The sequence below is a fragment of the Pseudomonas sp. S30 genome (assembly GCF_016518545.1).
In the GTDB taxonomy this organism is placed as follows: Bacteria; Pseudomonadota; Gammaproteobacteria; order Pseudomonadales; family Pseudomonadaceae; genus Aquipseudomonas.
Map to the genome: position 1 here is coordinate 121,546 of NZ_JACVTO010000001.1, position 25,693 is coordinate 147,238.

Annotated in this window: 26 protein-coding genes, 1 tRNA gene and 1 pseudogene; 16 read left to right on the plus strand and 12 right to left on the minus strand. The window is 63.4% G+C overall.

The window, feature by feature from the left end; translation table 11 throughout:
- Window positions 1–138: 138 nt before the first annotated feature.
- The 3 genes and pseudogenes from IAE34_RS00530 to sohB form a co-directional block, all read right to left on the minus strand.
- A pseudogene (locus tag IAE34_RS00530) lies at window positions 139–225 on the minus strand (site-specific integrase); the annotation flags it as partial.
- Between the two features lie 97 nt (window positions 226–322).
- Window positions 323–396, minus strand: a tRNA-Cys gene (locus IAE34_RS00535).
- A 144-nt stretch (window positions 397–540) separates the two neighbouring features.
- Entirely contained in the window at window positions 541–1,566 is a 1,026-nt protein-coding gene (gene sohB / locus IAE34_RS00540) for a protease SohB (protein WP_200136910.1), read from the minus strand.
- A 199-nt stretch (window positions 1,567–1,765) separates the two neighbouring features.
- Here sohB and IAE34_RS00545 point away from each other — a divergent pair, with 199 nt between their 5' ends.
- From IAE34_RS00545 to IAE34_RS00565, 5 genes are all read left to right on the plus strand, one after another.
- Window positions 1,766–2,479 carry a histidine phosphatase family protein gene (locus tag IAE34_RS00545; protein ID WP_200136911.1) on the plus strand — a complete coding sequence of 238 codons (714 nt, stop codon included), beginning with the start codon at window positions 1,766–1,768 and terminating at the stop codon, window positions 2,477–2,479.
- Window positions 2,480–2,536: 57 nt separating this feature from the next.
- Entirely contained in the window at window positions 2,537–2,854 is a 318-nt protein-coding gene (locus IAE34_RS00550) for an SCP2 sterol-binding domain-containing protein (RefSeq protein ID WP_200136912.1), read from the plus strand.
- 198 nt (window positions 2,855–3,052) lie between these two features.
- The gene (locus IAE34_RS00555; protein ID WP_200136913.1) at window positions 3,053–4,120 is read left to right on the plus strand and encodes a phosphotransferase family protein; all 1,068 of its coding nucleotides are present in this window, start codon (window positions 3,053–3,055) and stop codon (window positions 4,118–4,120) included.
- Between the two features lie 37 nt (window positions 4,121–4,157).
- Window positions 4,158–4,925 carry an SDR family oxidoreductase gene (locus IAE34_RS00560; protein ID WP_200136914.1) on the plus strand — a complete coding sequence of 256 codons (768 nt, stop codon included), beginning with the start codon at window positions 4,158–4,160 and terminating at the stop codon, window positions 4,923–4,925.
- Window positions 4,926–5,119: 194 nt separating this feature from the next.
- Window positions 5,120–5,818, plus strand: coding sequence for a YoaK family protein (locus IAE34_RS00565; protein ID WP_200136915.1), 699 nt, complete (start codon window positions 5,120–5,122; stop codon window positions 5,816–5,818).
- Window position 5,819: 1 nt separating this feature from the next.
- Here IAE34_RS00565 and IAE34_RS00570 read toward each other — a convergent pair whose 3' ends face one another.
- Entirely contained in the window at window positions 5,820–6,170 is a 351-nt protein-coding gene (locus IAE34_RS00570) for a hypothetical protein (RefSeq protein WP_200136916.1), read from the minus strand.
- Window positions 6,171–6,280: 110 nt separating this feature from the next.
- On the opposite strand from IAE34_RS00570, the gene IAE34_RS00575 reads away from it, so the two are divergent.
- A complete protein-coding gene (locus IAE34_RS00575; RefSeq protein WP_200136917.1) occupies window positions 6,281–6,589 on the plus strand; it encodes an RcnB family protein in 309 nt (102 codons plus the stop codon).
- A gap of 48 nt (window positions 6,590–6,637) precedes the next feature.
- Here IAE34_RS00575 and IAE34_RS00580 read toward each other — a convergent pair whose 3' ends face one another.
- Window positions 6,638–8,602: a BCCT family transporter gene (locus tag IAE34_RS00580; RefSeq protein WP_200136918.1), complete on the minus strand. Its 1,965-nt coding sequence runs from the start codon at window positions 8,600–8,602 to the stop codon at window positions 6,638–6,640.
- A gap of 285 nt (window positions 8,603–8,887) precedes the next feature.
- Here IAE34_RS00580 and IAE34_RS00585 point away from each other — a divergent pair, with 285 nt between their 5' ends.
- The 3 genes from IAE34_RS00585 to IAE34_RS00595 all read left to right on the plus strand — a co-directional run bounded on the left by IAE34_RS00585 (window position 8,888) and on the right by IAE34_RS00595 (window position 12,316).
- Window positions 8,888–10,606, plus strand: a complete 1,719-nt coding sequence (locus IAE34_RS00585) for an amidase (protein ID WP_200136919.1) — start codon at window positions 8,888–8,890, stop codon at window positions 10,604–10,606.
- A gap of 70 nt (window positions 10,607–10,676) precedes the next feature.
- The gene (locus IAE34_RS00590) at window positions 10,677–11,381 is read left to right on the plus strand and encodes a helix-turn-helix transcriptional regulator (RefSeq protein WP_200136920.1); all 705 of its coding nucleotides are present in this window, start codon (window positions 10,677–10,679) and stop codon (window positions 11,379–11,381) included.
- A gap of 14 nt (window positions 11,382–11,395) precedes the next feature.
- Window positions 11,396–12,316, plus strand: a complete 921-nt coding sequence (locus IAE34_RS00595; RefSeq protein WP_200136921.1) for a pyridoxal-phosphate dependent enzyme — start codon at window positions 11,396–11,398, stop codon at window positions 12,314–12,316.
- Between the two features lie 81 nt (window positions 12,317–12,397).
- On the opposite strand, the gene IAE34_RS00600 is transcribed toward IAE34_RS00595, so the two are convergent.
- Window positions 12,398–12,670, minus strand: coding sequence for a PepSY domain-containing protein (locus IAE34_RS00600; protein ID WP_200136922.1), 273 nt, complete (start codon window positions 12,668–12,670; stop codon window positions 12,398–12,400).
- Between the two features lie 56 nt (window positions 12,671–12,726).
- Window positions 12,727–12,936, minus strand: a complete 210-nt coding sequence (locus tag IAE34_RS00605) for a DUF2945 domain-containing protein (protein WP_200136923.1) — start codon at window positions 12,934–12,936, stop codon at window positions 12,727–12,729.
- A gap of 216 nt (window positions 12,937–13,152) precedes the next feature.
- Between IAE34_RS00605 and IAE34_RS00610 the strand changes: the two genes are divergently transcribed.
- The 4 genes from IAE34_RS00610 (at window position 13,153) to IAE34_RS00625 (ending at window position 17,756) form a co-directional block, all read left to right on the plus strand.
- Window positions 13,153–14,250 carry a carboxynorspermidine decarboxylase gene (locus tag IAE34_RS00610; protein WP_200136924.1) on the plus strand — a complete coding sequence of 366 codons (1,098 nt, stop codon included), beginning with the start codon at window positions 13,153–13,155 and terminating at the stop codon, window positions 14,248–14,250.
- Between the two features lie 34 nt (window positions 14,251–14,284).
- Window positions 14,285–15,529, plus strand: coding sequence for a saccharopine dehydrogenase family protein (locus tag IAE34_RS00615; protein WP_200136925.1), 1,245 nt, complete (start codon window positions 14,285–14,287; stop codon window positions 15,527–15,529).
- A gap of 173 nt (window positions 15,530–15,702) precedes the next feature.
- The gene (locus IAE34_RS00620) at window positions 15,703–16,923 is read left to right on the plus strand and encodes a putative DNA modification/repair radical SAM protein (protein ID WP_200136926.1); all 1,221 of its coding nucleotides are present in this window, start codon (window positions 15,703–15,705) and stop codon (window positions 16,921–16,923) included.
- Window positions 16,920–17,756, plus strand: coding sequence for a TIGR03915 family putative DNA repair protein (locus IAE34_RS00625; RefSeq protein WP_200136927.1), 837 nt, complete (start codon window positions 16,920–16,922; stop codon window positions 17,754–17,756). Before IAE34_RS00620 ends, IAE34_RS00625 begins: the two co-directional genes overlap by 4 nt.
- 358 nt (window positions 17,757–18,114) lie before the next feature.
- Here the strand turns inward: IAE34_RS00625 and IAE34_RS00630 are convergent, their stop codons facing one another.
- On the minus strand, window positions 18,115–19,194 hold the full coding sequence (locus IAE34_RS00630; RefSeq protein ID WP_200136928.1) for an ABC transporter substrate-binding protein: 1,080 nt from the start codon (window positions 19,192–19,194) through the stop codon (window positions 18,115–18,117).
- A 216-nt stretch (window positions 19,195–19,410) separates the two neighbouring features.
- Here IAE34_RS00630 and IAE34_RS00635 point away from each other — a divergent pair, with 216 nt between their 5' ends.
- The 3 genes from IAE34_RS00635 to IAE34_RS00645 all read left to right on the plus strand — a co-directional run bounded on the left by IAE34_RS00635 (window position 19,411) and on the right by IAE34_RS00645 (window position 23,306).
- The gene (locus IAE34_RS00635; protein ID WP_200136929.1) at window positions 19,411–21,063 is read left to right on the plus strand and encodes a nitrite/sulfite reductase; all 1,653 of its coding nucleotides are present in this window, start codon (window positions 19,411–19,413) and stop codon (window positions 21,061–21,063) included.
- Window positions 21,047–21,541, plus strand: a complete 495-nt coding sequence (locus IAE34_RS00640) for a DUF934 domain-containing protein (RefSeq protein WP_200136930.1) — start codon at window positions 21,047–21,049, stop codon at window positions 21,539–21,541. The genes IAE34_RS00635 and IAE34_RS00640 overlap by 17 nt, the downstream gene beginning before the upstream one ends.
- Before the next feature lie 196 nt (window positions 21,542–21,737).
- Window positions 21,738–23,306 (plus strand): hypothetical protein, encoded by a 1,569-nt coding sequence (locus tag IAE34_RS00645; RefSeq protein ID WP_200136931.1) that lies wholly within the window; start codon window positions 21,738–21,740, stop codon window positions 23,304–23,306.
- Between the two features lie 25 nt (window positions 23,307–23,331).
- Here the strand turns inward: IAE34_RS00645 and ureG are convergent, their stop codons facing one another.
- Genes ureG through ureE form a run of 4 tightly spaced genes read right to left on the minus strand, consistent with a single transcriptional unit; the run spans window position 23,332 to window position 25,686 of the window.
- Window positions 23,332–23,955 (minus strand): urease accessory protein UreG, encoded by a 624-nt coding sequence (ureG, locus tag IAE34_RS00650; RefSeq protein ID WP_200136932.1) that lies wholly within the window; start codon window positions 23,953–23,955, stop codon window positions 23,332–23,334.
- An 11-nt stretch (window positions 23,956–23,966) separates the two neighbouring features.
- A complete protein-coding gene (locus tag IAE34_RS00655; RefSeq protein ID WP_200136933.1) occupies window positions 23,967–24,641 on the minus strand; it encodes an urease accessory protein UreF in 675 nt (224 codons plus the stop codon).
- Complete coding sequence (locus IAE34_RS00660; protein WP_200136934.1) at window positions 24,641–25,186, minus strand: HupE/UreJ family protein; 546 nt, start codon at window positions 25,184–25,186, stop codon at window positions 24,641–24,643. Before IAE34_RS00660 ends, IAE34_RS00655 begins: the two co-directional genes overlap by 1 nt.
- 32 nt (window positions 25,187–25,218) lie before the next feature.
- The gene (ureE, locus tag IAE34_RS00665; RefSeq protein WP_200136935.1) at window positions 25,219–25,686 is read right to left on the minus strand and encodes an urease accessory protein UreE; all 468 of its coding nucleotides are present in this window, start codon (window positions 25,684–25,686) and stop codon (window positions 25,219–25,221) included.
- Window positions 25,687–25,693: the final 7 nt, after the last annotated feature.

The window sequence follows — 25,693 nt, forward strand, 5'->3', positions numbered from 1 at the left end:
CTAACTACAAACAGGCAGGCAAATTTGAAATTATTCAAAATACAGTGCGGAAGTTCTTGAAAGAGTTCGAACAGGGGCTGCACGCGCCGGCCAAGCCAGGGCGCAAGCGCCAGACCCCGCCGACGCTCGCAGTGTTCGCTAGCCCAGCTTGTCGGCCAATAAGTCGGGGCAGAGGTGGGTATAGCGTCGGAGCATCGACAGCGTGCGGTGCCCGGTGATGCTCGCCACTCCATCAGCGATACCCAATTATGCGGAAACGATACGGATTTCCAGTGCACAAAGAAAAACCCCGCAGACGTTAATCTGCGGGGCTTTCGAATGGTGGAGGCCGAGGTCGGAATCGAACCGGCGTAGACGGATTTGCAATCCGGAGCATAACCACTTTGCTACTCGGCCTCAAAGTCGGAGCCAGCTTTCGCTATCTCCTTGAAACCGCTTAACTTTTTCAAGCAAGCTGCGTTTCGATGGACGCCATTATGTCCACATTCCTCACACCTTGCAACCCCCTCCCACAAAAAAATCTTCAAGGGGGTCAAGGTCTTAGCGCAGACGTCCGAGCTTGCTCCACAGGCTGACCAAGGCGTTCTCCGCCGCAGTGCTGGCAGCCATGCCAAAGCGTTCCTGCAACGACTTGCGCTCGGCGAAGCGCACATGGAAGACCTTGCTTTCGCGGGCGCGGAGGCTGAGGTACTCATCACTGGTGCCCAGCTCGTCCACCAGCTTGCGATTCAGCGCCGCCACCCCCAGCCAGACCTCACCGGTGGCCACTTCGTCGATGTGCAATTGCGGCCGATAGCGGGCGACGAAATCCTTGAACAGCTGGTGGGTGACGTCCAGATCCTCCTGGAACTTCTCCCGGCCCTTCTCGGTATTTTCGCCGAACACCGTGAGGGTGCGCTTGTACTCACCCGCCGTAAGCACCTCCACGTCGATATCATGCTTCTTGAGCAGGCGATTGACATTGGGCAACTGGGCGACCACGCCGATGGATCCCAGCACTGCGAACGGTGCACTGACGATCTTGTCGCCAATGCAAGCCATCATGTAGCCGCCGCTGGCGGCGACCTTGTCGATGCACACCGTCAATGGCACACCGGCCTGGCGAATGCGCGCCAGTTGCGACGCGGCCAGGCCGTAGCTGTGGACCAGGCCTCCGCCGCTTTCCAGACGCAGCACCACTTCATCGCGCGGGGTGGCCAGGGTGAGCAGCGCGGTGATTTCGTTGCGCAGGCTCTCGGTGGCCGAAGCCTTGATGTCGCCGTCGAAGTCCAGCACGTAGACGCGACCCTGCTCCTTGGCCGGCGTCTTGGCTTTTTTCGCCTGCTTCTCGGTCTTGGCCTGCTGCTTGCGCAGCGCCTTGAGCTCGGCCTTCTCGAACAGCCCGGCTTCCAAGCGCTCACGCAGGTCCTTGTAGAATTCGTTCAGGCGCGTGACCTGCAACTGCCCTCCCGGCTTTCGCCGGCCTTTGCCACGCAGGTTGGCGATACCGGAAAGAACGATCAGGATGGCGATGACCAGTGTCGCGGTCTTGGCGAGAAAGCTTGCGTATTCGGCAAGAAACTCCACGATGACTCCTTAGAAGAAACGGCGCTCGAAAGCGCGAAATTGCTGCAAGCATACCGGTGCGCCAAGACGGCTACCAGCATGGGAAAACGCCAGCAACACAGTTCAAACAACCTTTTCAAACGCTTGTATGTTTTTTCATTGACAGCCTCCGCAGCCCACCCTAACCTCGCATCAACCTCCCTCGTGGCCGGACATAGCAGTGGGCGATATCTACCTGATCCGACATGGCCAAGCCTCCTTCGGTGCCGACGACTACGACGTGCTGTCGCCTGTCGGCCGGCGGCAGAGCGAAGCGCTCGGCGCTCATCTCGCCCAGCTGGGGCTGCGCCTGGATCGCTGCCTGGCCGGTGGCTTGCGCCGCCAGCAGGACACTGCGCGCCTGGCGCTGGATGCCATGGCAATGGCAGGCTGTGCCGTGCCTGATCTGGAAACCGACCCGGCGTTCGACGAGTTCGATGCCGAGGGGGTCATCCGCGGCCTGCTCCCTGCCCTGCTACCGGACGAGCCTAACGCGCTCAACGTATTGCGCGATGCGTGCCAGCGTCCGGGCGAGTTCCAGCGCCTGTTCGCGCAACTGGTGCAGCATTGGCACGAGGGCCGCTACCACCCCATCGAGGGCCTGGAAAGCTGGTCGAGCTTCACCGACCGCGTCAATGCCGGATTGGACCGTGTGCTCGCGGGCGCGTCCACTGGCGACTCCATCGCCATCTTCACCTCCGGCGGCAGCATCGCCGCGCTGCTGCACCGAATCACCGGCATTACCCCAGCGCAGGCGTTCACCCTGAACTGGCAGATCATCAATACGTCGCTCAGCCTGCTGAAGTTTCGCGGCCGCGACGTCACGCTGGCTTCCTTCAACAGCCAGGCCCATGTGCGGCTGCTGAAGGCACCGGAGCTTCTGACCTATCGCTAGAACCCGGTACGTCCCGTCCCTTCGGGGACCTGTAGATCACTCAACAAGGAATGCACCATGACCTCCGTAGCTGATGCCGTGAAAAAGATGCAAGAGAAGTTCAACCCATCCGCTGCCGCCGGCCTGGACCTGGTGTTCGGCTTCAACATCACCGACGAAGACAAGCACTACGCGCTGATCGTCAAGGATGGCACCTGCGAGTTGCAGGAAGGGGAAAACCCGGATGCCAACTGCACCCTGGTCATGGACAGTGAAACGCTCAAAGGCATCGTCAGCGGCGAAACCGATGGTATGCAGGCCTTCATGAGCGGCAAGCTGCGCGTCGAAGGCGACATGATGCTGTCGATGAAATTGAGCGAACTGTTCCCGTCCTGAGACAGGGTCAGGTATCTCGGAAAAGACCGAAGCCATGGCTTCGGTTTTTTTTCGCCTGCGCAGGCTCCGCCGAACGTCATCAAGGGTGCTGATCGAACAGCAACACCCGCGTCGATTGACCTCCTGGCACGCTTGTTCCGTCTTCGCCACGCCATTAGATTAGCCAATGATCGCTGCCATCGGGAATAAGGTACAGGTATGACGCTCACCGATCAGTCCACTCAGGTACGCCCAGGCGAAGAAATCGACGTCGCACGCATCGATCGCTATCTCAAGGCGCATGTGCCAGGCCTGTCGGGTTCGGCAACCATCAGCCAGTTCCCCGGAGGAGCGTCCAATCTTACCTACCTGGTGGCCTATCCCGAGCACGAGCTGGTCTTGCGCCGCCCCCCGTTCGGACAGAAAGCCAAATCGGCCCACGACATGGGCCGCGAATTTCGCATTCTCAACCAGCTCAACGTCGGCTTTCCCTATTGCCCCAAAGCCTATGCCCACTGCACCGATACCTCGCTGATCGGCAGCGAGTTCTACGTGATGGAGCGGGTCAAGGGCATCATCCTGCGCTCGGATCTGCCACCGCAACTGAACCTGGATGCAGATCGTACAGAAGCGCTGTGCAAGAGTTTCATCGACCGGCTGGTCGAACTGCATCAGGTCGATTACCACGCCTGCGGCCTTGCCGATCTTGGCCGGCCGGAGGGCTATGTACAGCGCCAGGTCGAAGGCTGGTCCAGTCGTTACGAGAAGGCCTTGACCCCTGATGCGCCACGCTGGACGCGGGTCGTCGAATGGCTGCGGGAAAAACAGCCCGCCGACCATGTTCGACCCAGCATCGTGCACAACGACTACCGCTTCGACAACGTCATCCTCGATCCCGACAACCCGATGCGCATCATTGGCGTGCTGGACTGGGAGATGGCGACCCTGGGCGATCCGCTCATGGACCTGGGCAACAGCCTGGCCTACTGGATCGAGGCCGACGACCCCCCGCCGGTGCAGTTGATGCGCCGCCAGCCCAGCAATGCCCCAGGCATGTTGAACCGACGGCAGTTCGTGGAGTACTACGCCGAGCGTTCCGGTATTCGCATCGACAATTTCGATTTCTACTACTGCTACGGCCTGTTCCGTCTGGCCGGCATCGTCCAGCAGATCTACTACCGCTTCCACCACGGTCAGACCCAGGACCGACGTTTCGCCCAGTTCATCCAGATGAACCGTCTACTCGAGCACATGGCCCTGCAGGTGATCGACGCCTCAGACCTCTGACCCGCAAGGCCTGCCCCTCATCACAAGGAAACCCGGCATGTCCAAGACCTCCCTGTTCAACCTCGATGGCAAGATCGCCTTCGTTTCCGGCGCCAGCCGCGGTATCGGCGAAGCCATCGCCTTGTTGCTGGCCCAGCAAGGGGCCCATGTGATCGTCTCCAGCCGCAAGCTCGAAGGTTGCCAGCAGGTGGCCGACGCTATCGTCGCGGCGGGTGGCCAGGCAACCGCCATGGCTTGTCACATCGGCGAGCTGGAGCAGATCCGCCAGGTGTTCGTCGACATCCGCGAACGCTTCGGCCGCCTCGATATCCTGGTCAACAATGCCGCCACCAACCCGCAGTTCTGCAACGTGCTGGACACCGATGCCGGCGCGTTCCAGAAGACCGTCGACGTGAACATCCGCGGCTATTTCTTCATGTCGGTGGAAGCCGGCAAGCTGATGCGCGAGCACGGCGGCGGCAGCATCATCAACGTGGCGTCCATCAACGGCGTGACGCCCGGGGTGTTCCAGGGCATCTATTCGGTGACCAAGGCCGCCGTGATCAACATGACCAAGGTCTTCGCCAAGGAATGCGCCCAGTTCGGCATTCGCTGCAACGCACTGCTGCCGGGCCTGACCGATACCAAGTTCGCCTCGGCGCTGGTCCACAACGACGCCATCCTCAAGACCGCCCTGCAGCAGATTCCACTCAAGCGCGTCGCGGCGCCCGGCGAGATGGCCGGCGCCGTGCTGTACCTGGCCAGCGACGCCTCCAGCTACACCACGGGGACGGCGCTGAATGTCGACGGCGGGTTCCTGTCCTGACCGGTAACGGGGCCGCGGGGGCACGACACCGACAGCCATGAGCTCCGCCCGGCGACGCCCGCCCCGACCAGAACTGGCCCGCGGTGCAATAGCCTGACAGACCACAGGCAACGCGTGAACGGTGCGGGCTGCGTCTCGGCTATACTGCGCGGCGCCGGGCACGCAGTCTCCGGCCAGACTGGAGAAGGTCCACGATGCTGCCTCGCCCTGCGTCATCCAACAGCCGCCGCCAGCGCCAGGTTCAACGCCGCGGTACGGTAGGCCTGTATTTCGTCGCCGCCCTGTCCGTTCTGGCCGGGATGACCGATGCGATCGGCTTTCTGGCCACCGGCGATTTCGTGTCTTTCATGAGTGGCAATACCACCCGCCTGGCAGTCTCCCTGGGCAACGCCGAGGGGGGACCGATCCTGCGCCTGGGGCTGGTGATCCTGGCGTTCATCCTGGGCAATGCCCTAGGGGTCATCGTCGCGACGGGCAGCGGCAGACGCCACTGGCCGCTGCTCGGCGTGATTGCCGCACTGCTGACGGTCGCCGCAGTGTTGCCCGACTCGCTGCAACTGGTTGCGCTGCTGGCCGCAGTGACGGCGATGGGCATGATCAATGCGGTGGTCGAGGAAGTGAATGGCCTGCCCATCGGGCTGACCTACGTCACCGGGGCGCTGTCACGCTTCGGTCGAGGCCTGGGGCGCACACTGCTGGGCCAGCAGCGCCTGGGTTGGCGCGTGCAACTGGTGCCGTGGGCCGGCATGTTCATCGGCGCGGTGCTTGGCGTATTGCTGGAGCAGCGCTTCGAGCGCACGGCGCTGCTGGCCAGTGGGCTGGTGGCGCTGCTGTTGGCGCTGGCGTCGTGGAAAATCCCGCGACGCTGGCAACTGCGCTATATGCCGCGGTGACTCACAGGCAGGTGGCGGCGGCGGCTTTGCGCTGCAAGGCCGTCATGTCGTTCTTCTGCGCGTAGTAGTCGACCCGCGTGCCACCGGCCTGTGGGTAGACATCGACGAAGGACTCCGCCTCGCGGGTGTAGACCGTGAACCCACCAGTCTTGCGCGGTTCCAGGTAACCGCTGGCATCCACGCCGAAGCGGGCTTCCTCCTGCCAGCTGAACTGGATGCATTGCGCCACCAGCTCCGGCGCCTTCTGCGAATCCAGGCGCGCCCCTGGCTGCCCGGTGCGTGCGGCGTCCATGGTCGACGATGCGCAACCGACCATCATCAGGGCCGCGGCCATCGGCAAAAGTGCTCGCATGTTCCATCCTCGGAATAAAAGAGGCGACTGTAGCACTGCCCTCGCCGCCGAGTGAATTCTTGCACGCCAGAAGTTGTCGAACCCGCAGAATGTCCATGAGGAATGCCTGCATGAAAACCCGATCTCTGATGTGCGCCCTGCTGTTTACCCTGCCCCTGACTCAGTTGCCGCTCGTGGCGCAGGCTGCCGAGTCCAACGTCGAAAGCGTCAAGGCGCCTGAATCTCATAACCGGGAACTCAAGGAAGGCGACAAGGCGCCCGATCAGTACAAGCGCGAGGACGCCGCCATCAAGAACTGGAAGGCCCTCGGCCTGCAGGCTCCGGAAAAGGAAAGCCACTGGGTCAAGATGGGCAGCAATTACGTGCTGGTACAGACCACCAATGGCGTGGTGCTCGCCATCCAGGCTGCCAAACGCTGAGACGTGGCCGCTGGTGAAACGGGCCGCTGATGCGGCCCGTTTTTTTGCTCACCCCACCAGATGCAGGTAGTGCAGGTGGCGCTCGTAGTGGTCGAGAATGTCGCCGATCACTTCGTCCTTGGACCAGCCCATCACATCGTGATCCTGCCCACCCTCGCGCAGATGCACTTCGGCACGGAAGTACTTGCGCTCCTCACCGGACACGTCGCTCAGTACGAAGCTGGGCATCGCATAGGCCCGCGGGCGGATCTCGTAGATGAAGACGTCGTCGCTCGGACCGACCTTGAGCGTCACGCGCCCCCCTTCGCCCTCCTCCACACTGCACTCGTAGCCCTGCCGCCGCCACTCTTCACTCACCGATTGACACGCCGGCAATCCCACTTCGGCGATGAAGCGCTGCACGTGCGAGCGACGCGGAAACATCGCCAGGGTGCGCAAGCGCCGCTGCCAGTTGCCCGCCGCGCGTGAAGCGGTGGGCGAAATGGCCAAGGCCTGATAGCGCAGGTCACGCTTTGTGGCATCGAGCTTGAGCGCCTTTAGCAACCCACGCATGCTCAGCAACAAGGCGATGGTGAAGGGCAATGCGCTGGCGATGGTCGCGGTCTGCAAGGCCTTGAGGCCGTCGGCCAGCAACAGGGCGATGGCCACCAGGCCCATGCTCGCTGCCCAGAAGATGCGCTGGCGCAGGGGCGTGCCTTCCTGACCGCCGGAGGCGAGCATGTCCACCACCATCGCCCCGGTGTCGGCGGAGGTGACGAAGAACACCACCACCATCACCACGGCCAGGGTGCTGATGACGCTGGCGAACGGGAAATGCTCCAGAAAAGCGAACAGCGCCAGGGACGTATCCTTCTCCACAGCGGCCGCCAGGTCGGTCAGGCCTTGGTCGAGGATCATGTGGATCGCGGTATTGCCGAACACCGTCATCCAGGTGAAGGCGGTGGGTACCAGCAGCACGCCGGTGACGAACTCCCGGATGGTGCGACCGCGGGAAATCCGGGCGATGAACAGGCCGACGAAGGGCGACCAGGCCAGCCACCAGCCCCAGTAGAACAATGTCCAGCCGCCAATCCAGTCGGTGGGCTGATAGGCGTAGAGGTTCAAGGTCCGGCTGACGATTTCGCTGAGGTAGCCGCCGGTGTTCTGCACGAAGGTCTGCAGGATCAGCACTGTCGGGCCGAGCAGCATGACGCCCAGCAGCAGCAGCACGGCCAGGCCCAGGTTGAGTTCGGACAGGCGCCGAATGCCTTTGTCCAGGCCGGACATCACCGACAGCGTGGCCAGGAACGTGGTGCCGATGATCAGCGCGATCTGCACGGGAATCGACACCGGCACGCCAAACAGTGCATTGAGCCCGGTGTTGATCTGCGACACGCCGAAGCCCAGCGAGGTCGCCACGCCGAACACCGTGCCGATGATGGCGAAGATGTCGACCGCATGGCCCAGGGGGCCATGGATGCGTTCGCCGATCAGTGGGTACAGCGCCGAGCGCAAGGTCAGTGGCAGGCCGTGACGATAGCTGAAGTAGGCCAGGATCAGCGCCACCACCGCGTAGATCGCCCAGGCATGCAGCCCCCAGTGGAAGAAGGTGATGCGCATCGCCTCACCGGCCGCCATGACCGAGCCGCCTTCACCCAGCGGTGGCTTGAGGAAGTGCATCACAGGTTCCGCCACGCCGAAGAACATCAGACCGATGCCCATGCCGGCGGAGAACAGCATGGCGAACCACGTGGCATTGTTGTAGTCCGGCGTGCTGTGATCGGGGCCCAGTTTGATGTCGCCGTAGCGGCTGATGCCCAGAAACACCACCGTGCCCAGGATCAATGCCACGGCCAGGATGTAGAACCAGCTGACATTGACGATGATCCACCCCTGGATGTGGGCGAACAGCGATTGGGCATGGTCGCGGAAAACGCTGGCGTAGATCACCAGGAGCAGCAGCAGGATGGCTGAGATCCAGAAGACCGGCGGGTTGATGGACGAAGCGCGAGGGGGTTCAGGGGATCTTGCCATATAACGGGACTCTCCAGAGGGGCCTGCGGGGCCAGCGGCGCGCTTCATGCGCACGGTTACCTGAGACAAACGGTAGACGCTGATGGTTTTATCGGACAACAGCTATCGGCCTTTCCTTATCTTCACCAAGGCTTTTCCCTGACATTCGTCAACCTGGACCCGCCTTCCGCTGCTGATGTTCGTGCCGCGCTGCAACGGCGTTTTTCCCCGACGCACACCTGCGCCCATGCAGGCCTTCTTGTACACTCGCCGGCATGAAATCCACCCGTACAGTTTGGTGACAGCATGATCGAGGTAACCGAGGTTTCCATTGCCGAGCTGCGCGCTGCGCTCGAATCCGGCCGCACTAGCGCAGTGGAGCTGGTGAACGCCTATCTGGCCCGCATCGACGCCTACGACGGCGCCGACACCGCCACCGCGCTCAACGCCGTCGTGGTGCGCAACCCCCTGGCGCTCGACGAGGCAGCCGCCTCCGATGCGCGCCGCGCCGCCGGCAAGACCCTCGGGCCGCTGGACGGCATCCCCTATACCGCCAAGGACAGCTACCTGGTCAAGGGCCTGACTGCCGCCTCCGGCAGTCCCGCCTTCAAGGACCTGGTCGCCCAGCGTGATGCGTTCACCGTCGAGCGCCTGCGCGCCGCCGGGGCGATCTGCCTGGGCAAGACCAACATGCCGCCCATGGCCAATGGCGGCATGCAACGTGGCGTCTATGGCCGTGCACAAAGCCCGTACAACGCCCGCTACCTCACCGCGCCGTTCGCCTCGGGCTCCTCCAATGGCGCAGGCACCGCCACGGCTGCGAGCTTCAGTGCATTCGGCCTGGCCGAAGAGACCTGGTCCAGCGGCCGCGGTCCGGCCTCGAACAATGGCCTGTGCGCCTACACGCCCTCGCGCGGGGTGATCTCGGTGCGCGGCAACTGGCCGCTGACGCCGACCATGGACGTGGTGGTGCCGTATGCCCGCACCATGGCCGACCTGCTGGAAATCCTCGATGTGGTGGTCGCCGACGACGCCGACACGCGCGGCGACCTGTGGCGCCTGCAGCCCTGGGTGCCGATCCCTCCGGCGTCCAGCGTGCGCCCGGCCAGCTATCTGAGCCTGAGTGCCGATGCCGGCGCACTCAAGGGCAAGCGCTTCGCCGTGCCGCGCATGTACATCAACGCCGACCCACAGGCCGGCACCTCGGAGAAGCCGGGCATCGGCGGCCCGACCGGTCAGCGCATCCAGACCCGCGCCAGCGTGATCGACCTGTGGCAGCAGGCACGTCGGGCTCTGCAAGCGGCAGGCGCCGAGGTGGTGGAGACGGATTTCCCGCTGGTGTCGAACTGCGAGGGCGACAGGCCGGGTGCGCCGACGGTCTACACGCGCGGCATCGTCAGCCGGGAATTCCTGCATGACGAGCTGTGGGAGCTCTCTGGATGGGCGTTCGACGATTTCCTGCGGGCCAACGATGATCCAGCACTCAATCGTCTGGCCGACGTCGACGGTGCGAAGATCTTCCCCCATGACCCTGGCACCCTGCCCAATCGTGAAGACGACCTGGCCGCCGGCATGGACGAGTATGTGAACATGGCCAAGCGCGGGCTCAAACGCTGGGACGAGATCGCCAGCCTGCCCGATGGCCTGCGCGGGCTGGAGCGCACCCGGCAGATCGACCTGGAGGAGTGGATGGACCGTCAGGGCCTCGATGCAGTGCTCTTCCCCACGGTGGCCGATGTCGGGCCGGCCGATGCCGACGTCAATCCGCAGTCGGCCGACATCGCGTGGAGCAATGGCGTGTGGGTGGCCAACGGCAACCTGGCGATCCGGCACCTGGGCGTGCCGACCGTCACCGTACCCATGGGCGTCATGGCCGACATCGGTATGCCGGTCGGGCTCACCTTCGCCGGGCGCGCCTACGATGACAATGCCTTGCTGCGCTATGCGGCGGCCTTCGAGCGCACCGGGTCGCGTCGCAGCGTGCCCCCTCTGACCCCGGCACTCGCCACCCCTGCCGCGCGATGAAGCGATAGACTCGCCAAATTCAACTTTTTGTGTAGAATTCCACAATTAGTCGAATTTAGTGGGCCTTTGAATGGACAGTAGCGAACTGTCGCGCGAACACACGCTGACCTTCAACGTGCTCAAGGCCGCCCTCCAGGCCTTGGGCAGTGTCATCCCGAACAACGTGGAAGTGCTGTTGCACGATCTCGGGCAACCCGAGCGGTCGGTGGTCGCCGTCGTCAATGGGCATGTCTCTGGTCGCCGCGTGGGCAGCCCCATCCTGGCAGCACCCGAGCAGGACCAAGGCTATCGCGCGCTGATGCAGGCTGGCCACGACGGCCAGGGTAATGATCCGGTGGTGTTGCCGGACTACCCGACGACCCTGGGCGGGCGAACGCTGCGCAGCGCCACGGCGATCTTTCGTGACAGCAGCGGCCATCCCTTCGCCAGCTTGTGCGTGAATACCGACAACACGGGCCTGGATGCGGCCCTGGCATTTCTCGAACACTTCAGGCCGCTCGGTGCCGCGCCCACCGTGGCCCCCCTGGGCGAGACCGCCGACCTTGGCCAGCTGATGCGCGAGATCGTGGAGGATGCGCTGCGCCGCTGCGGCCAGGCCCGAATGAACAAGGGCGCCAAGGTCGAGGCCGTACGCCTGATGCAGGAGCGCGGGCTGTTCATCGTCAAAGGGGGCGTCGAGAAGGCCGCCCAAGCCCTGGGCGTGACCCGCTATACCATCTACAACTACCTCGAACAGCTGCGCGGCGAGACGCCCGGTGCTGCTCGTCAACGCTGAACGCGGAGCATTCGATGACCCTGCATATCCACACCCCTCTGCTCGAATCGCGCGCCCTGTCACTGGCCGCCGGATGCACCGTATGGCTCAAGCTCGAGGCGCTGCAGCCATCAGGCTCGTTCAAGCTGCGCGGCATCGGGCATGCCTGCGAAGTCTATCGCGCCCGTGGCGCGCAGCGCTTTGTCTCGTCCTCGGGGGGCAATGCGGGCCTGGCCGTGGCCTACGCCGGACGCGCACTCGGCGTGCCGGTCACGGTGGTGGTGCCCGAGACCACCAGCGCGCGGGCCGTCGAACTCTTGAAGCAGGAGCACGCTGCGGTCGTGGTGGTCGGCAGTTCCTGGCAAGAGGCCAACCAGTACGCCCAAGGCCTGCTGCGCGAGGGCGACGCGTTCATTCACCCGTTCGACGACCCATTGTTGTGGACCGGTCATGCGAGCATGATCGACGAAGTCGCGCGCGCTGGCGTGAAGCCCGATGCGGTGGTGCTCTCGGTCGGTGGCGGCGGACTGCTCAGTGGCGTGGTGGAAGGTCTGCAGCGCAACGGCTGGCAAGACGTGCCGGTGTTGGCAGTGGAAACCGAGGGCGCTGCGTCGCTGCACGCTGCCATGGCGGCGGGCCAGCCGGTGGAACTCGACGCCATCGCCTCGGTGGCTTCTTCGCTGGGCGCCAAGCGCGTCGCCGACCAGGCGTTGGCCTGCACCCAGGCACATCCGGTGATCGCCGAGCGGGTCAGCGACCGTCAAGCCCTGCAGGCGTGCGAAGACTTCCTGCGTGACCAGCGCATTCTGGTGGAACCCGCTTGCGGGGCCGCCCTGGCGTTGGCATACGCTCCGCAACGCCTGGCAGGCTATCGAAATATTCTGGTGATCGTCTGTGGTGGTGCGACTGCGACCCTGGAACAGATTCGCACCTGGCTGCGCGACGCCACCCGATAACTTCACGAAACCTGCATCCAACCGGCAAAAAAAACCGCGCCAGGCGCGGTTCAAGGGAGGGATAGGATTTGACGGGCTGGATCAGTGATCCATCTCGTCCTTGGTGATCTTGCCGCTGTGGGGATCGACGTGGAACTCGTACTTCATGCCATCGGCCTTGAGCCCCTCGCCTTCCCAATGACCGTCATCGGCCTCGATCTTGGTGATCTGGGTATAACCCGCAGCCTTGAGCGAGGCCTGAGCCTGTTCCTTGGTCACGGTCCAGTCGGCGCCAGGCTGGTCGGCCCAGGCGGTCGAGGTGCCCAGAGCGCCGACCAGTGCTAGGCCAGCGAACAGTCGAGTCATGTTTTTCATGAGAGCCTTCCTTTCCATCGGGTATGAAACTTGGAGTGACAGGCCATCGCTGCGGTTCAGTCTTTGTGCAGCGCATCCTCTTTGTGCATCGCCAGATGCCCGGTCTTGTCGCTCTTGACTTCGTACTGGGGCTCGTCCTTGGAGCAGTGACGCTGGCGGCCCATGAATTCGACGTCACGGGTGTGCGCCTTGACCACCGTGCCATGGATGACGCCGGCCTCGGAATTCCAGTGCACCTTGTCGCCTTGCTTGTAGCGGTTGCTCATCGTTCGCTCCACCGGTGCATGCACCTGTTTGATTCAGATAGTCACAATCTTCTGTTCAACTGAGTGGACGCCGCGACTAATGATTCAATCCAGATTGTATGCACGCCCACGGATGGCTCGACGCGAAGGAAATGCATGCCCTGCCCTTTCGATCCAGGGCGCGGGCAGGCACAATGCGTGTCCTTTTTTTGGCCGGCCTGGCCGGGGGCCTTTGAAATGATCAAGACGCCGTACTACCTCATCGACAAAACCAAGCTGCTGAGCAACCTGGAGAAGATCGCCTATGTGCGCGAGCACTCTGGCGCCAAGGCATTGCTCGCCCTCAAGTGCTTCGCCACCTGGTCGGTGTTCGACCTGATGGAACAGTACATGGACGGCACCACGTCCTCCTCGCTCTACGAACTCAAGCTCGGCCGGCAGAAGTTCGCCGGCGAGACCCATGCCTACAGCGTGGCCTGGGCCGACGATGAAATCGAGGAGATGCTGGAGAACTGCGACAAGATCATCTTCAACTCCATCGGCCAGCTCGAGCGATTCGCCAAGCGCTCCGATGGCAAGACCCGCGGGCTGCGGGTCAACCCTCAGGTGAGCAGTTCCGACTACCTGCTGGCCGACCCGGCGCGTCCGTTCAGCCGCCTGGGCGAGTGGGATCCGCAGAAGATCGAACAGGTGATCGGCTCGATCTCCGGCTTCATGTTCCACAACAACTGCGAGAACGGTGATTTCAGCCTGTTCGACCAGATGCTGTCGCACATCGAGGAGCGCTTCGGCCATCTGCTGCACAAGGTGCAATGGGTGAGCCTGGGCGGTGGCATTCACTTCACCGGTGAAGGCTATGCACTGGACGCCTTCTGCGCACGCCTGAAAGCGTTTTCCGAGCGCTATGGCGTGCAGGTGTACCTGGAACCAGGCGAGGCGGCGATCACCAACAGCGCGTCGCTGGAAGTCACCGTGCTCGACACCCTTTACAACGGCAAGCACCTGGCGGTGGTCGACAGCTCGATCGAGGCGCACATGCTCGACCTGCTGATCTATCGCCTCGATGCCAAGATGGCACCCAGCCAGGGCGAGCACACCTACATGGTCTGTGGCAAATCGTGCCTGGCCGGTGACATCTTCGGCGAGTACCGCTTCGACCGCCCACTGGCCATCGGTGATCGCCTGTCGTTCGTCGACGCCGCGGGCTACACCATGGTCAAGAAGAACTGGTTCAACGGCCTGAAGATGCCGGCCATCGTCGTCAGGCAACTCGACGGCAGCGTCGAGGTCCAGCGCGAGTTCGGGTTCGAAGACTACGTTTCCAGCCTGTCGTGAAGACAGGCGTTTTCAGTAAGGAGCAACGGGTAAATTGAAGAAGAACGTTCTTATCATTGGTGCAGGAGGTGTCGCCAAGGTGGTGGCCCACAAGTGCGCACAGCATAACGACGAACTCGGTCGTATCGCCATTGCGTCACGGAACATCTCCAAATGCCAGGCCATCATCGACAGCGTCAAGGCCAAGGGTAGCCTGAAGGTACCCGCCGACATCCAGGCCTTCTCGCTCAATGCCCTCGATGTCGAGGCGACCAAGGCGCTGATTCGCGAAACCGAATCGCAGATCGTGATCAACGTCGGCTCCGCCTTCCTCAACATGTCGGTGCTGCGTGCCTGCATCGACACCGGTGTCGCCTATCTGGACACCGCGATTCACGAAGAACCGGGCAAGATCTGCGAAACCCCGCCCTGGTATGGCAACTACGAGTGGAAACACCTCGAAGAATGCCAGCAGAAGAACATTACCGCCATTCTCGGCGTCGGCTTCGACCCGGGTGTGGTGAACAGCTACGCCAAGCTCGCGCAGCAGCAGTACTTCGACCGCATCGAGTCGATCGACATCCTCGATGTCAACGCCGGCTCCCATGGCAAATACTTCGCCACCAACTTCGATCCGGAAATCAACTTCCGTGAGTTCACAGGTCAAGTGTGGAGCTGGCAGAACAACGAGTGGACCAGCAATACCATGTTCGAGGTCAAGCGCACTGACGAGCTGCCCGTGGTCGGCTCGCAGAACCTGTACCTGACCGGTCATGATGAAGTGCACTCGATTTCGAAGAACCTGGACGTGCCGAACGTGCGCTTCTGGATGAGCTTCGGCGAGCATTACATCAACGTGTTCACCGTACTGAAGAACCTCGGGCTGCTCTCCGAGCAGCCGGTCAGGACCGCCGAAGGCCTGGACGTGGTGCCGCTCAAGGTGGTCAAGGCCGTGCTCCCCGATCCTGCCTCACTGGCACCGGGCTATACCGGCAAGACCTGCATCGGCGACCTGGTCAAAGGCACCAAGGATGGTCAACCCCGCGAGGTGTTCATCTACAACGTCGCCGACCACGAAGAGGCGTATGCCGAGACCGACAGCCAGGGGATCTCCTACACGGCAGGTGTGCCGCCGGTAGCGGCAGCCTTGCTGGTCGCTCGTGGCGAGTGGGATGCCCAGCGCATGGTCAACGTCGAGGAACTGCCGGCCGAGCCTTTCCTCAAGGCGCTGGACGTCATGGGGCTGCCGACGCGCGTCAAGGACGAGCATGGCGATCGCCCGTGGGATGCCGACGTCTGATCGCCCCTTATCGCCCTGAGTGACAACGGCCCGCTCGCCGATCCAGTTATCGCTGGATCCGAGCGGGCCGTTTTGCATCCAGACCTGCCACCCTCGCCATTTGTCCGATAGACCCTTGCCAGCAGACCTTTCAACCAATACTGTATGAAAAACCAGTATTGCGAGAACTCCGCATGCAACTCATCGCCAAGCTCGGCATTCTTGCCGACGCCGCCAAGTACGATGCTTCCTGCGCCAGCAGCGGCGCCCCCAAGCGCAGCTCACGCGGACGTGAAGGGCTGGGCGCGACCGATGGCATGGGTATCTGCCATAGCTATACGCCTGACGGGCGCTGCGTTTCGCTGCTGAAGATCCTCCTGACCAATTTCTGCCTGTACGACTGCCAGTACTGCGTCAATCGCCGCTCCAGCAATGTACCTCGCGCGCGTTTCAATCCCGAGGAAGTGGTGCGGCTGACCCTGGATTTCTACCGGCGCAACTGCATCAGCGGCCTGTTCCTGAGCTCGGGCATCATCCGCTCGGCGGACTACACCATGGAGCAGCTGAACCAGGTGGCGCGCCTGTTGCGGGAAGAGCACGGGTTTCGCGGCTACATCCACCTCAAGACCATTCCCGATGCCGATCCTTTGTTGATCGAAGAAGCCGGTCGCCTGGCCGACCGGCTGAGCGTCAATGTCGAACTGCCTACCGATGCCAGCCTCAAACGTCTGGCGCCGGAGAAGCATGCCCATACCATTCGCCAGGCCATGGGCATCATCCATCAGGGACAGCAGGCGGTAGCCGGTGAGGCGCGCGCTCCCCGCTTCGCCCCGGCCGGTCAGAGCACCCAGGTGATCGTGGGTGCCGACACCACCGACGATCGCACTTTGCTGCGCAACGCCGAATCCCTCTATCAGGGCTATGGGCTGAAGCGCGTCTACTATTCGGCATTCAGCCCGATCCCGGACAGCCCCAACAGCGTGCCTCTCGCTGCTCCGCCCCTGCTGCGCGAGCACCGCCTGTATCAGGCCGACTTCCTCATGCGTGGGTATGGCTACAAGGCCGGCGAGCTTATCGGCCAGGCCGGCAACCTGGCACTGGACATCGATCCGAAGCTGGCCTGGGCGCTGGCCAATCGCGATGTGTTCCCGCTGGATGTGAACCGCGCCGAGCCGGCGCTGCTGGCCCGCATTCCCGGCATCGGCTTGCGCAGCGTCCAGCGGCTGGTAGCGCTGCGCCGCGAACGGCGCATTCGCTATGACGACTTGATCCAGTTGCGCTGCGTGCTGGACAAGGCGCGGCCGTTCATCGTGACCAGCGACTATCGTCCTTCCCAGGGCGAGCTGCGCAGCGGATTGCTGCGCCAGCGCCTGCGCGAACCTCAGACGCCGGTGCAGATGGGCTTGTGGGCATGATCGCGCTGTCGTGCGACAACCTGTTCAGCACCTGGCGCGTGCAGGCTCGAACACTGCTGGGCCACGGTATCGACCCCAGCGAAGTGACCTGGGCCGAAGGCCCGATGGACGACCTGCTCGCCGTACCCACCCCCCTGCCCTCTGGGCCCGGCCCCTTCCAGGCCCGGGTGCCCGCTGAACTGCTGGCTCAGCTCGAACAGGCCGCCCGCTATCGTGGAGAACAGCGCTGGAGCCTGCTCTATGAGGTGCTCTGGCGCGTGGCCCACGGCGACCGTACGGCAATGCTGGCCGGCGACAGGCTGGGCAGCGAACTGCATCGCAGGATCAAACAGGTTCGACGCGAAGCCCACCACCTGCATGCCTTCCTGCGCTTCGTACCGCTTCCAGGTCCCATCGCCCGGAGGTTGGAACTGGACCTGGTGGCTTTCCACGAGCCTGCCCACGATATTCTGGAAAGTGCCAGCAGCCATTTCGCCGACCGTTTGGGTAAGCAGCGGTGGTTGATCGCCACCTCCGAAGACGGGATCCGTTTCGATGGCGCGCGCCTGGATTATCGAAGAACTTGCCCGCCCGAGTGGATGGCCTGGGCTCGCCAGGCAGATGACCCCGGTGCCGAGATGTGGCGCACGTATTATCGCTCGATCTTCAATCCGGCACGTTTGAATCCTGAGGTGCTGCGACAGCACATGCCAGGGCGATTCTGGCGGCACTTGCCCGAGGGCATGCTCATTCCGCAGCTCGAAGGCCTTGCCCGGCAGGGCAAGCAGCGTGACGGACAGGCACTGGAGGTGGGTTTGCAGCGCGGCAAGCGGGTGGGACGCGGGTCCGCCTGAAGCGGACCGCATCGATCAGTGGTGGCCGAGCCAGTAGACCGCCGTGATCACCACGAGCAGCACCAGACTGAGGATAGCCCAGGTGTCTACACTGACTGCCGGTTTGCGCAACTTGCCAGGGGTCGCCATTGCATTGCCTCTTGTGTTGATTATGGGAATGCACGTCACCCAAAGCAGTTAAGTTCAGAAATGGCCTTTGCTCAAGTGTGGCCTTTGCGGTCTGTCGGAACCCGCTCGAAGCGCCATTCAGGCAGAGCGAAAACCCCTGGGGTACGCAGCCGGGGCTGGCGATCGAGGCCTTTCACCTCGGCTGTTCTCACCGTGGCATCTCCCGGTCGCGAGGTTTTTCAGGCAGCGCCTAGTACTCCACCGGCGAGGCCAGGAAGGGATAGCGGTAATCGGCACTCTTGCCCTGCGCACTATAGTGTTGAAAGTCGATGCCATAATTGGGCCGTGCCCCCAACGCCAGCCAGCGCTTGGCCCTGGCCGCGTCGATCGTCTGTAGTACGGGCAGGCGCCGTACGCGTTGACCGTCACGGCCCAGGGGCAGCCCAGAGGCGTCATCGTGCAGCATCACCATGGCCCAGCCTCCCAGGCTGAAATGCCCGCCCATCAGCACGCTGAGGCGTCCATCGACCCGTGCCTGGAGGGCCTGCGGGGAGCTGTTGACGGCGCTGAACAGCACGTCCTTTCCCGGGACGCGGCCTGCAGCCTCGAATGCCTGCATGGCGCCAAACGCCATTTCGTCGTTGGCCGACCACACCAGGCGAATGTTCGGATAGCGCTGGACCAGGATCTGCGCCTGTTCGAAGGCTCGCTGGCGGCTCCAGCCGCCGGACACCACCTGACGCAGTCGTACTCGGGGAAATTGCACCAGTGCACGACGCATCCCGCGTTCGCGCAACTGTGAAGCCGGCGTGGTATTGATGCCAGCGAACGCCAGCAACTCCACCGGCTCGTTGGACGCCGGGAGGCTGGCGACCAGGTCATGGAGCATCTGGTAGCCGGCTTGCTCGTCGTTGGTCATGAGCGTTCCGAGCAGTGGCGCGTAAGCCTCGGGGTGCGCCCGCACCGCGTCGGCCTGGCTTCGCGTCAGGCCATTGTTGACCAGGAGCAGCTTGATGCCACTGTCACGCGCCAGGCGCATCATCTCCGGCGCGGCGTATTGTTCGTTGACCAGCACCAGGTAATCCGGCTTGTGGGCGTCCTGGAGCACGGTGCGCAACTGCGCCAGCTGCCGCTGGGCCTGGCGTTCGCCATAGAGAACGTGCAGTTGCATGCCCAGATCGTCGGCAGCAGCCTGCATGAAGCGTGTGTAGCTGACCCAGAATGTTTCGTCCGACAGGCCAGGGTTGAGGAACACGACGGAGGCGGCACGGGCGGAACTGAACCACGACAGCCCGAGGATCAGGCCGAAACACAGCGCTCTTGAGAGCATTCGGAAAATCCCTACACATTAAAGGGAAGTAGTATACGGGTCCTGGGGCGACAAGCAGGTGAATAGCAGCCAGTCTCACTTAGTCCATATGGTTCTTTTCATATGCAAAAACATCACTTTTGCGTCTAAACCCTGTCTGCTATCGTTCCCCGGCTCCGATCCGGAGTGCGCGGCCGTGCGCGCGATTAGCTGCATGCAGCCTGAGACAGGACTTTTATGTACGTATACGACGAGTACGATCAGCGGATCATCGAGGACCGCGTCAAGCAGTTCCGTGATCAGACCCGCCGCTACCTGACCGGTGAGCTGAGCGAAGAAGAATTCCGCCCTCTGCGCCTGCAGAATGGCCTTTACATCCAGCGTTTCGCCCCCATGCTGCGCGTCGCCGTGCCCTACGGCCAGCTCAATGCACGCCAGGTTCGCATGCTGGCCAAGATCGCCCGCGACTACGACAAGGGCTACGCGCACATCAGTACCCGGCAGAACGTCCAGTACAACTGGCCCGCGCTGGAAGACATCCCGGACATCCTTGCCGAACTGGCCACGGTGCAGATGCACGCCATCCAGACCAGCGGCAACTGCCTGCGCAACGTGACCACGGACCAGTTCGCCGGCGTCGCCGCCGACGAGCTGATCGACCCACGCCCATGGTGCGAGATCGTCCGTCAGTGGACCACCTTCCATCCTGAATTCGCCTACCTGCCGCGCAAGTTCAAGATCGCTGTCAATGGATCGAAGGACGACCGCGCCGCCATCGAGGTGCACGACATCGGCCTGGAGCCGGTCCACAACGACGCCGGCGAGCTGGGCTTCCGGGTGCTGGTCGGCGGCGGCCTGGGTCGCACCCCGGTCATCGGTGCCTTCATCAACGAGTTCCTGCCCTGGCAGGACCTGCTCAGCTACCTCGATGCCATCTTGCGCGTGTACAACCGCTACGGCCGTCGTGACAACAAGTACAAGGCGCGCATCAAGATCCTGGTCAAGGCGCTCACGCCCGAAGTGTTCGCCGAGAAAGTCGAGGCCGAAATGGCCCACTTGCGTGGCGGCAGCACCACGCTGACCGAAGCCGAGTTGCAGCGCGTGGCGCGGCATTTCGTCGACCCACAGTATCTGGCGCTGGAAAACGTCGACTTCACTGGCCTCGAGCAGGAACATCCCGGCTTCGCCCGCTGGCGTGCGCGCAATACCCGTGCCCACAAGCGGCCGGGCTACGTGGCGGTGACCCTGTCGCTCAAACCCACGGGCGTTGCCCCGGGCGACCTGACCGACAAGCAGCTCGATGCCGTCGCCGACCTGGCCGAGCGCTACAGCTTCGGTCACCTGCGCACCTCCCACGAGCAGAACATCATCCTCGCCGATGTCGAGCAACGTCAGTTGCATGCCCTGTGGCTGGAACTGCGCGAAGGCGGCTTCGCCACGCCGAACATCGGCTTGCTGACCGACATCATCTGCTGCCCGGGCGGCGATTTCTGCTCCCTGGCCAACGCCAAGTCGATCCCCATCGCCGAATCCATCCAGCGTCGCTTCGACGACCTGGACTACCTGTTCGACATCGGCGAGCTGGACCTGAACATCTCCGGCTGCATGAACGCCTGCGGCCACCACCACGTGGGCCACATCGGCATCCTCGGCGTGGACAAGAAGGGCGAAGAGTTCTACCAGGTGTCGCTGGGCGGCAACGCCGCCCGTGATGCGAGCCTGGGCAAGATCCTCGGCCCTTCCTTCGCCCAGGACGACATGGCCGACGTGATCGAGAAACTGATCGATGTGTATGTCGAGCGGCGCAACGAAGACGAGCGCTTCATCGACACCTACCAGCGTATCGGCATCGACCCATTCAAGGAACGCGTCTATGCAGCGAATCATTAAGCACAACGAAATCGTCGACGAGACCTGGCACCTGCTGCCCAAGGATGCCTCGTTCGACGATCTGAGCAACTGCGACGACTACATCGTCCCGCTGCAGATGTGGCGCGACCATGCCCATGCCCTGCAGGCGCGCGACGGTGGCCTTGGCGTGTGGCTGGACAGCGACGAGGAAGCCGAGGAAATCGGTGATCAGGTTCAGCACTTTCGCGTCATCGCGCTGAACTTCCCGGCCTTCACCGATGGGCGCAGCTACTCCAATGCCCGCCTGCTGCGTGACCGCTACCAGTACAAGGGCGAGCTGCGTGCCATTGGCGACGTGCTGCGCGACCAGCTGTTCTACATGGCACGCTGTGGCTTCGATGCCTTCGCCCTGCGCGCCGACAAGGACCCCCAGGATGCCCTGCAGAGCCTGAAGGATTTCTCGGTCACCTACCAAGGGGCCACCGACGAGCCTCTGCCGTTGTTCCGTCGCCGCTGAGTGACACGTGCCGTGAGCAGTCCCGTGGTCCACGGGGCGGCTCACGCGCTCTACCCTGGCCTCCACTTCTGGGCTTGCTCTTCTCGCCTGAGGCAATGCCCGCAGCCTCGCGCAACGCCATGTCCGTCGTTTCACCCTCATGTCATCGCACGAGCCGCCGATAACCCCGATACCCACACGAATCGGCAGGATGCTCATGACCTCGATCAACGCTTCGCCACCCCTGGCCTCGCCAGTCACGGTCGCCCCGGCCTCGGCGGTGGCCAGCAACCTGACCACCCCCTCTCCTGAAGTCGCCGAGACGCGCAGCGTGGTTTCGCTGGGTCAGCCGCGCGATTCCGAGTCGCCACACACCTACACCCGTCAAGGTCTCATGGCCGGTCAGGTGCGCCATCTCTGGGAGAGCGATAGCCAGGACCGGTTGTCCAGCGCGCTGCTCACCGCCTTCCAGACCTCCACCACCGCCGGGCGCTTTAAAGGCCTGGGTGCGGCCTTGATCGACCAACTGACCCGCAATGGCGGCCAGGCTATTTCACAGTCGGTATTCGCCGTGACCGACGACTCACCGATCAACCCGGCCGTGCTCAAGTTGCAACAACAGCGGTTGCGGGAAAATCCCGACAGCGGGGTAAGCTTGAGCCTCACCACGGCTTCGGGCGCCACTATTCGGCTGTCGTTGGCCAATGGCGAAAAAGGCCTGGCGGTAAGCGCGCAAGTGGAAGGCGGCACCCTGACGGCTGAGGAACTCAATGGCCTGGGCAAGCTGGGCGAGGCGTTCGAAGGTGCCATCGACGGCCTCAATGCGGTCCCTCCCCAGCTACGCCTGGGGGCATTGAGCAAACTCGACCCTACCCTGTTCACCTCGCTGAAAATGGATGCGCACCTGGACACTGCCGACGGTGAGCAGCGTTTCGCGCTGACGCTCGACGACAGTACTCGACAGCTGAGTCTGGAAAGCGCCTCTGGCGTGGTTCGCCTGAACATGAATACCCAGGAAGGCCAGTTGCTGGGCACCGCCGACCAGCGCCAGAGTGCGATCGCCAGCTACCTTGCGCAATTCGACGCCGCTCAGAAGCGAGGGCATGGCGACGAAGCGATGACGGGGCTGCTCAAGGATGCCTTCACTCAGTTGAACAGCGTCGACGATGGACGCAAACCTGCCGTGGCCAAGCCATTTTCCATCACCGATCGTGACCGGGTGCTGCTTAGCGGCCTGGCCGACTTCACCGCTTCGATCAGCCAGACGCCGCAGCGCGGCAATCCGATCCGCCAGGACGAAATCGATGGCTTCAGCTACCAGGCGTCGCAGTCCACGCAGATCGAACGCACCGGCCTGCAGGACTTCAGCGTCGAGCAGCGGCAGCAGAGTCGACTCAATGCCTCGTTCCATCAACTGGCCAATGCACATGTGCCCCTGAGCAGCGACCGACAGTCGCAAAACTACAGCTACCACGTCATTACGGACCAGGCCAGCAGCATCACGCGCCTGGGCTTTGACAAAGGCAAGCTGATCGAAGCCAGCGCGACCCAGCAGGCGAGCCAGAAGGAGCGCGTCCTCACCTACGCCGATGGCGTGCTCACCAGCGATGTCACCACACCCAAGGCGGTGGTTCGATCACGTGAACTGCGCACTCTGCTCGACGAAGCCTTCGCCCAGGAGCGCGTCGCCCAGCGCGACCGCCGCACCTCGGTGCTGGAGGGCCTGCTGCAGGCCCAGCGCAGCCGGTGGTGGCTACAGAGCGATCCAGCGCAGATCGCCGAGTGACGCCCGGCGAGCGGGCGTCTGCGAGTCAGCCCCGGACCCCCAGCATGCCCCGGTCGACGATGAAGTCGATGATCGCCTGCAGCCCTTCACCTTTTTTCAGGTTACTGAAAGTCCAGGGCCGCTGGGGACGCATACGGTTAGTGTCGCGCTCCATCACTTCCAGCGAAGCGCCGACATACGGCGCGAGGTCGGTCTTGTTGATCACCAGGAAATCCGACTTGGTGATCCCGGGCCCGCCTTTGCGCGGGATCTTCTCGCCCTCGGCGACGTCGATCACGTAGATGGTCAGGTCGGCCAGTTCCGGGCTGAAAGTCGCACTGAGATTGTCGCCACCACTTTCGACGAAAATCACTTCCAGGTTCCCGAACTTGCGCGCCAGCGCTTCGACGGCGGCCAGGTTCATCGAGGCGTCTTCACGAATCGCGGTATGCGGGCAACCGCCGGTCTCCACGCCGACGATGCGCTCGGGCTCCAGTGCGCCGGCCTCGGTGAGGATGCGCTGATCCTCCTTGGTGTAGATGTCGTTGGTGACCACGGCGATGTGGTAGTGATCGCGCATGGCCTTGCACAGGGCCTCCAGCAGCGCGGTCTTGCCAGAGCCCACCGGGCCACCGACACCCACGCGCAGGGGTTGCTGATAATCGTGCATGGAAATGCTCCTCAGGATCGAAATAGACGGGTGTATTGGGTTTCGTGGCGCGAAGAAGCGATGGCCAGCAGCGGCAGACCACCACCGAGCTGGTCGTCTTCGAGGGCCAGCGCCTGGTCGAGCACGCCGGGCAGCTCGGCGCTCAGATCGCGCAGCAGCGTCTGGGCAGCCTGTTGACCGAAGGGCACCAGCTTGACGCCGGCCATCACCGCACCTTCCAACCAGGCAAAGCCATGGCCCAGGGCAAGGTCGCGCAGGGGGATGGCCCAATGGGCGCCCAGCCAAGCCATACCGCCCAGTTGCGACAGCTCGAGGCTGTCGCGCCACGCCGGCGCCTGGGCCAACTGCCAGCCATCGAGGATTCGAGTCAGGGCACTACCGCGCTGACGCTCTTCCAGGCGCAACTCGGCCGTCTCTCGATTGGCCAGGAGAAAACGGCTCCAGTCGGCGAACGCCTCGGCGTCCTGGTCCACGCATGCCTGATAGAGCCGGGCCAACACGGGCCAGTCCAGGCAGCCGAGGGTGTCGTGCAGCTGTTCACGCTGCCAGGCGGCGAAGCCGGCCAGATCGCTTACCCAGCCAGCCTCGACGGCCCACTCCAACCCTTGGGAGTAGGTGAATCCACCCACCGGCAGGCCTGGGCTGGCCAGTTGCAGCACGCGCAGCAGCGCCAGGTCGCTGCTCATCAGCCGACCAGCACCACGGCGGCGCCCGCCAACAGGCCACCGCCGAACAGTCGCTGCACCTTGCTGTGGCGGCGCATCAGGCAACCCGCGCCAAAGCCTGCGACCAGCAGCAGCGCACTGACGGTGACGAAACCGGCACTGAACATCCAGAAGGCGCTGGGCGTGGCTTCGACACCATGGGCCCAGCCATGGAACAGGGCGAACACCGGCATGATCAAGGCCAGCAGCGCCTGACGGCTGGGCAGCAACATCGCGCAGGCCGCCACCACCAGCGACAGGGTGATCAGGGTTTCGACGCCCACCAGGTCACCGAACAAGTGACCCAGCACCGCACCGCCGAACATCGCCGACAGCGTGGCCAGTGGCAACGAGAGGGTGCGGCCGGTCAGGGCCGCCAGCACGCCGGTGCCCAGCAGCATCAGCAGGTGATCCAGACCGGTCAAGGGATGCAGCAATCCGTCTTGCAAAGGGTTGCTGTCGTGGCCGGGGTGGGCGAAGGCCGGCAGGGCGACCATCAACAGGGCGAGAACGAGGATCTTTTTCATCAGGGGCTCCGAGGCAGGCTGTAGGTGAGCGTTCACAGGCGAACGAAGGGATGGTCATGGACGTGGCCGTGGGGCGCGCTCTGATAGGCCCCCGCTTCGGGCTCGAACGGTGCCTGCTCCACCAGCACCTCCAGGCCCAGCCCACGGACCATCTCGTCCAGCACATGGTCGTGCTGATAGCGCAGCAGGTCCGCCTCGATCTGCAACGGCACATGGCGGTTGCCCAGGTGATAGGCGGCGCGGGTCAGCAGCAGTGGATCGGCGCAGCGCACGGTCGAGACACGCTCTGGCGCTGCCAGGATGCGCACGGCATGCACACCGTGATCGTCGGCCAGCAGTTCGCCGCCGCGCAGCAGATGCCCGCGGGGCAGCATCAGGCCGGCCTCGCGGCCATCGTCGAGCGTCACCCGCAGGCGGCTCTTGATCCGGCTGTCCACATCCAGGGTGACGGTGCCGGTGACCGAGCAGGCCTCGGTGATTCGGCGAGTCAGGACAATCATGCTCACT

Excerpts from the sequence above, each read along its gene's own strand:
- IAE34_RS00605 (WP_200136923.1), bottom strand. The coding sequence starts at position 12,936 with ATGAGCAACCGCTACAAGCAAGGCGACAAGGTGCACTGGAATTCCGAG.
- IAE34_RS00550 (WP_200136912.1), top strand. The coding sequence starts at position 2,537 with ATGACCTCCGTAGCTGATGCCGTGAAAAAGATGCAAGAGAAGTTCAAC.
- ureE (WP_200136935.1), bottom strand. The coding sequence starts at position 25,686 with ATGATTGTCCTGACTCGCCGAATCACCGAGGCCTGCTCGGTCACCGGC.
- IAE34_RS00565 (WP_200136915.1), top strand. The coding sequence starts at position 5,120 with ATGCTGCCTCGCCCTGCGTCATCCAACAGCCGCCGCCAGCGCCAGGTT.
- IAE34_RS00600 (WP_200136922.1), bottom strand. The coding sequence starts at position 12,670 with ATGAAAAACATGACTCGACTGTTCGCTGGCCTAGCACTGGTCGGCGCT.
- IAE34_RS00555 (WP_200136913.1), top strand. The coding sequence starts at position 3,053 with ATGACGCTCACCGATCAGTCCACTCAGGTACGCCCAGGCGAAGAAATC.
- IAE34_RS00610 (WP_200136924.1), top strand. The coding sequence starts at position 13,153 with ATGATCAAGACGCCGTACTACCTCATCGACAAAACCAAGCTGCTGAGC.
- IAE34_RS00585 (WP_200136919.1), top strand. The coding sequence starts at position 8,888 with ATGATCGAGGTAACCGAGGTTTCCATTGCCGAGCTGCGCGCTGCGCTC.
- IAE34_RS00645 (WP_200136931.1), top strand. The coding sequence starts at position 21,738 with ATGACCTCGATCAACGCTTCGCCACCCCTGGCCTCGCCAGTCACGGTC.
- IAE34_RS00595 (WP_200136921.1), top strand. The coding sequence starts at position 11,396 with ATGACCCTGCATATCCACACCCCTCTGCTCGAATCGCGCGCCCTGTCA.
- IAE34_RS00590 (WP_200136920.1), top strand. The coding sequence starts at position 10,677 with ATGGACAGTAGCGAACTGTCGCGCGAACACACGCTGACCTTCAACGTG.
- IAE34_RS00655 (WP_200136933.1), bottom strand. The coding sequence starts at position 24,641 with ATGAGCAGCGACCTGGCGCTGCTGCGCGTGCTGCAACTGGCCAGCCCA.
- IAE34_RS00630 (WP_200136928.1), bottom strand. The coding sequence starts at position 19,194 with ATGCTCTCAAGAGCGCTGTGTTTCGGCCTGATCCTCGGGCTGTCGTGG.
- IAE34_RS00570 (WP_200136916.1), bottom strand. The coding sequence starts at position 6,170 with ATGCGAGCACTTTTGCCGATGGCCGCGGCCCTGATGATGGTCGGTTGC.
- IAE34_RS00660 (WP_200136934.1), bottom strand. The coding sequence starts at position 25,186 with ATGAAAAAGATCCTCGTTCTCGCCCTGTTGATGGTCGCCCTGCCGGCC.
- ureG (WP_200136932.1), bottom strand. The coding sequence starts at position 23,955 with ATGCACGATTATCAGCAACCCCTGCGCGTGGGTGTCGGTGGCCCGGTG.
- IAE34_RS00635 (WP_200136929.1), top strand. The coding sequence starts at position 19,411 with ATGTACGTATACGACGAGTACGATCAGCGGATCATCGAGGACCGCGTC.
- IAE34_RS00620 (WP_200136926.1), top strand. The coding sequence starts at position 15,703 with ATGCAACTCATCGCCAAGCTCGGCATTCTTGCCGACGCCGCCAAGTAC.
- IAE34_RS00640 (WP_200136930.1), top strand. The coding sequence starts at position 21,047 with ATGCAGCGAATCATTAAGCACAACGAAATCGTCGACGAGACCTGGCAC.
- IAE34_RS00580 (WP_200136918.1), bottom strand. The coding sequence starts at position 8,602 with ATGGCAAGATCCCCTGAACCCCCTCGCGCTTCGTCCATCAACCCGCCG.
- IAE34_RS00575 (WP_200136917.1), top strand. The coding sequence starts at position 6,281 with ATGAAAACCCGATCTCTGATGTGCGCCCTGCTGTTTACCCTGCCCCTG.
- IAE34_RS00625 (WP_200136927.1), top strand. The coding sequence starts at position 16,920 with ATGATCGCGCTGTCGTGCGACAACCTGTTCAGCACCTGGCGCGTGCAG.
- IAE34_RS00560 (WP_200136914.1), top strand. The coding sequence starts at position 4,158 with ATGTCCAAGACCTCCCTGTTCAACCTCGATGGCAAGATCGCCTTCGTT.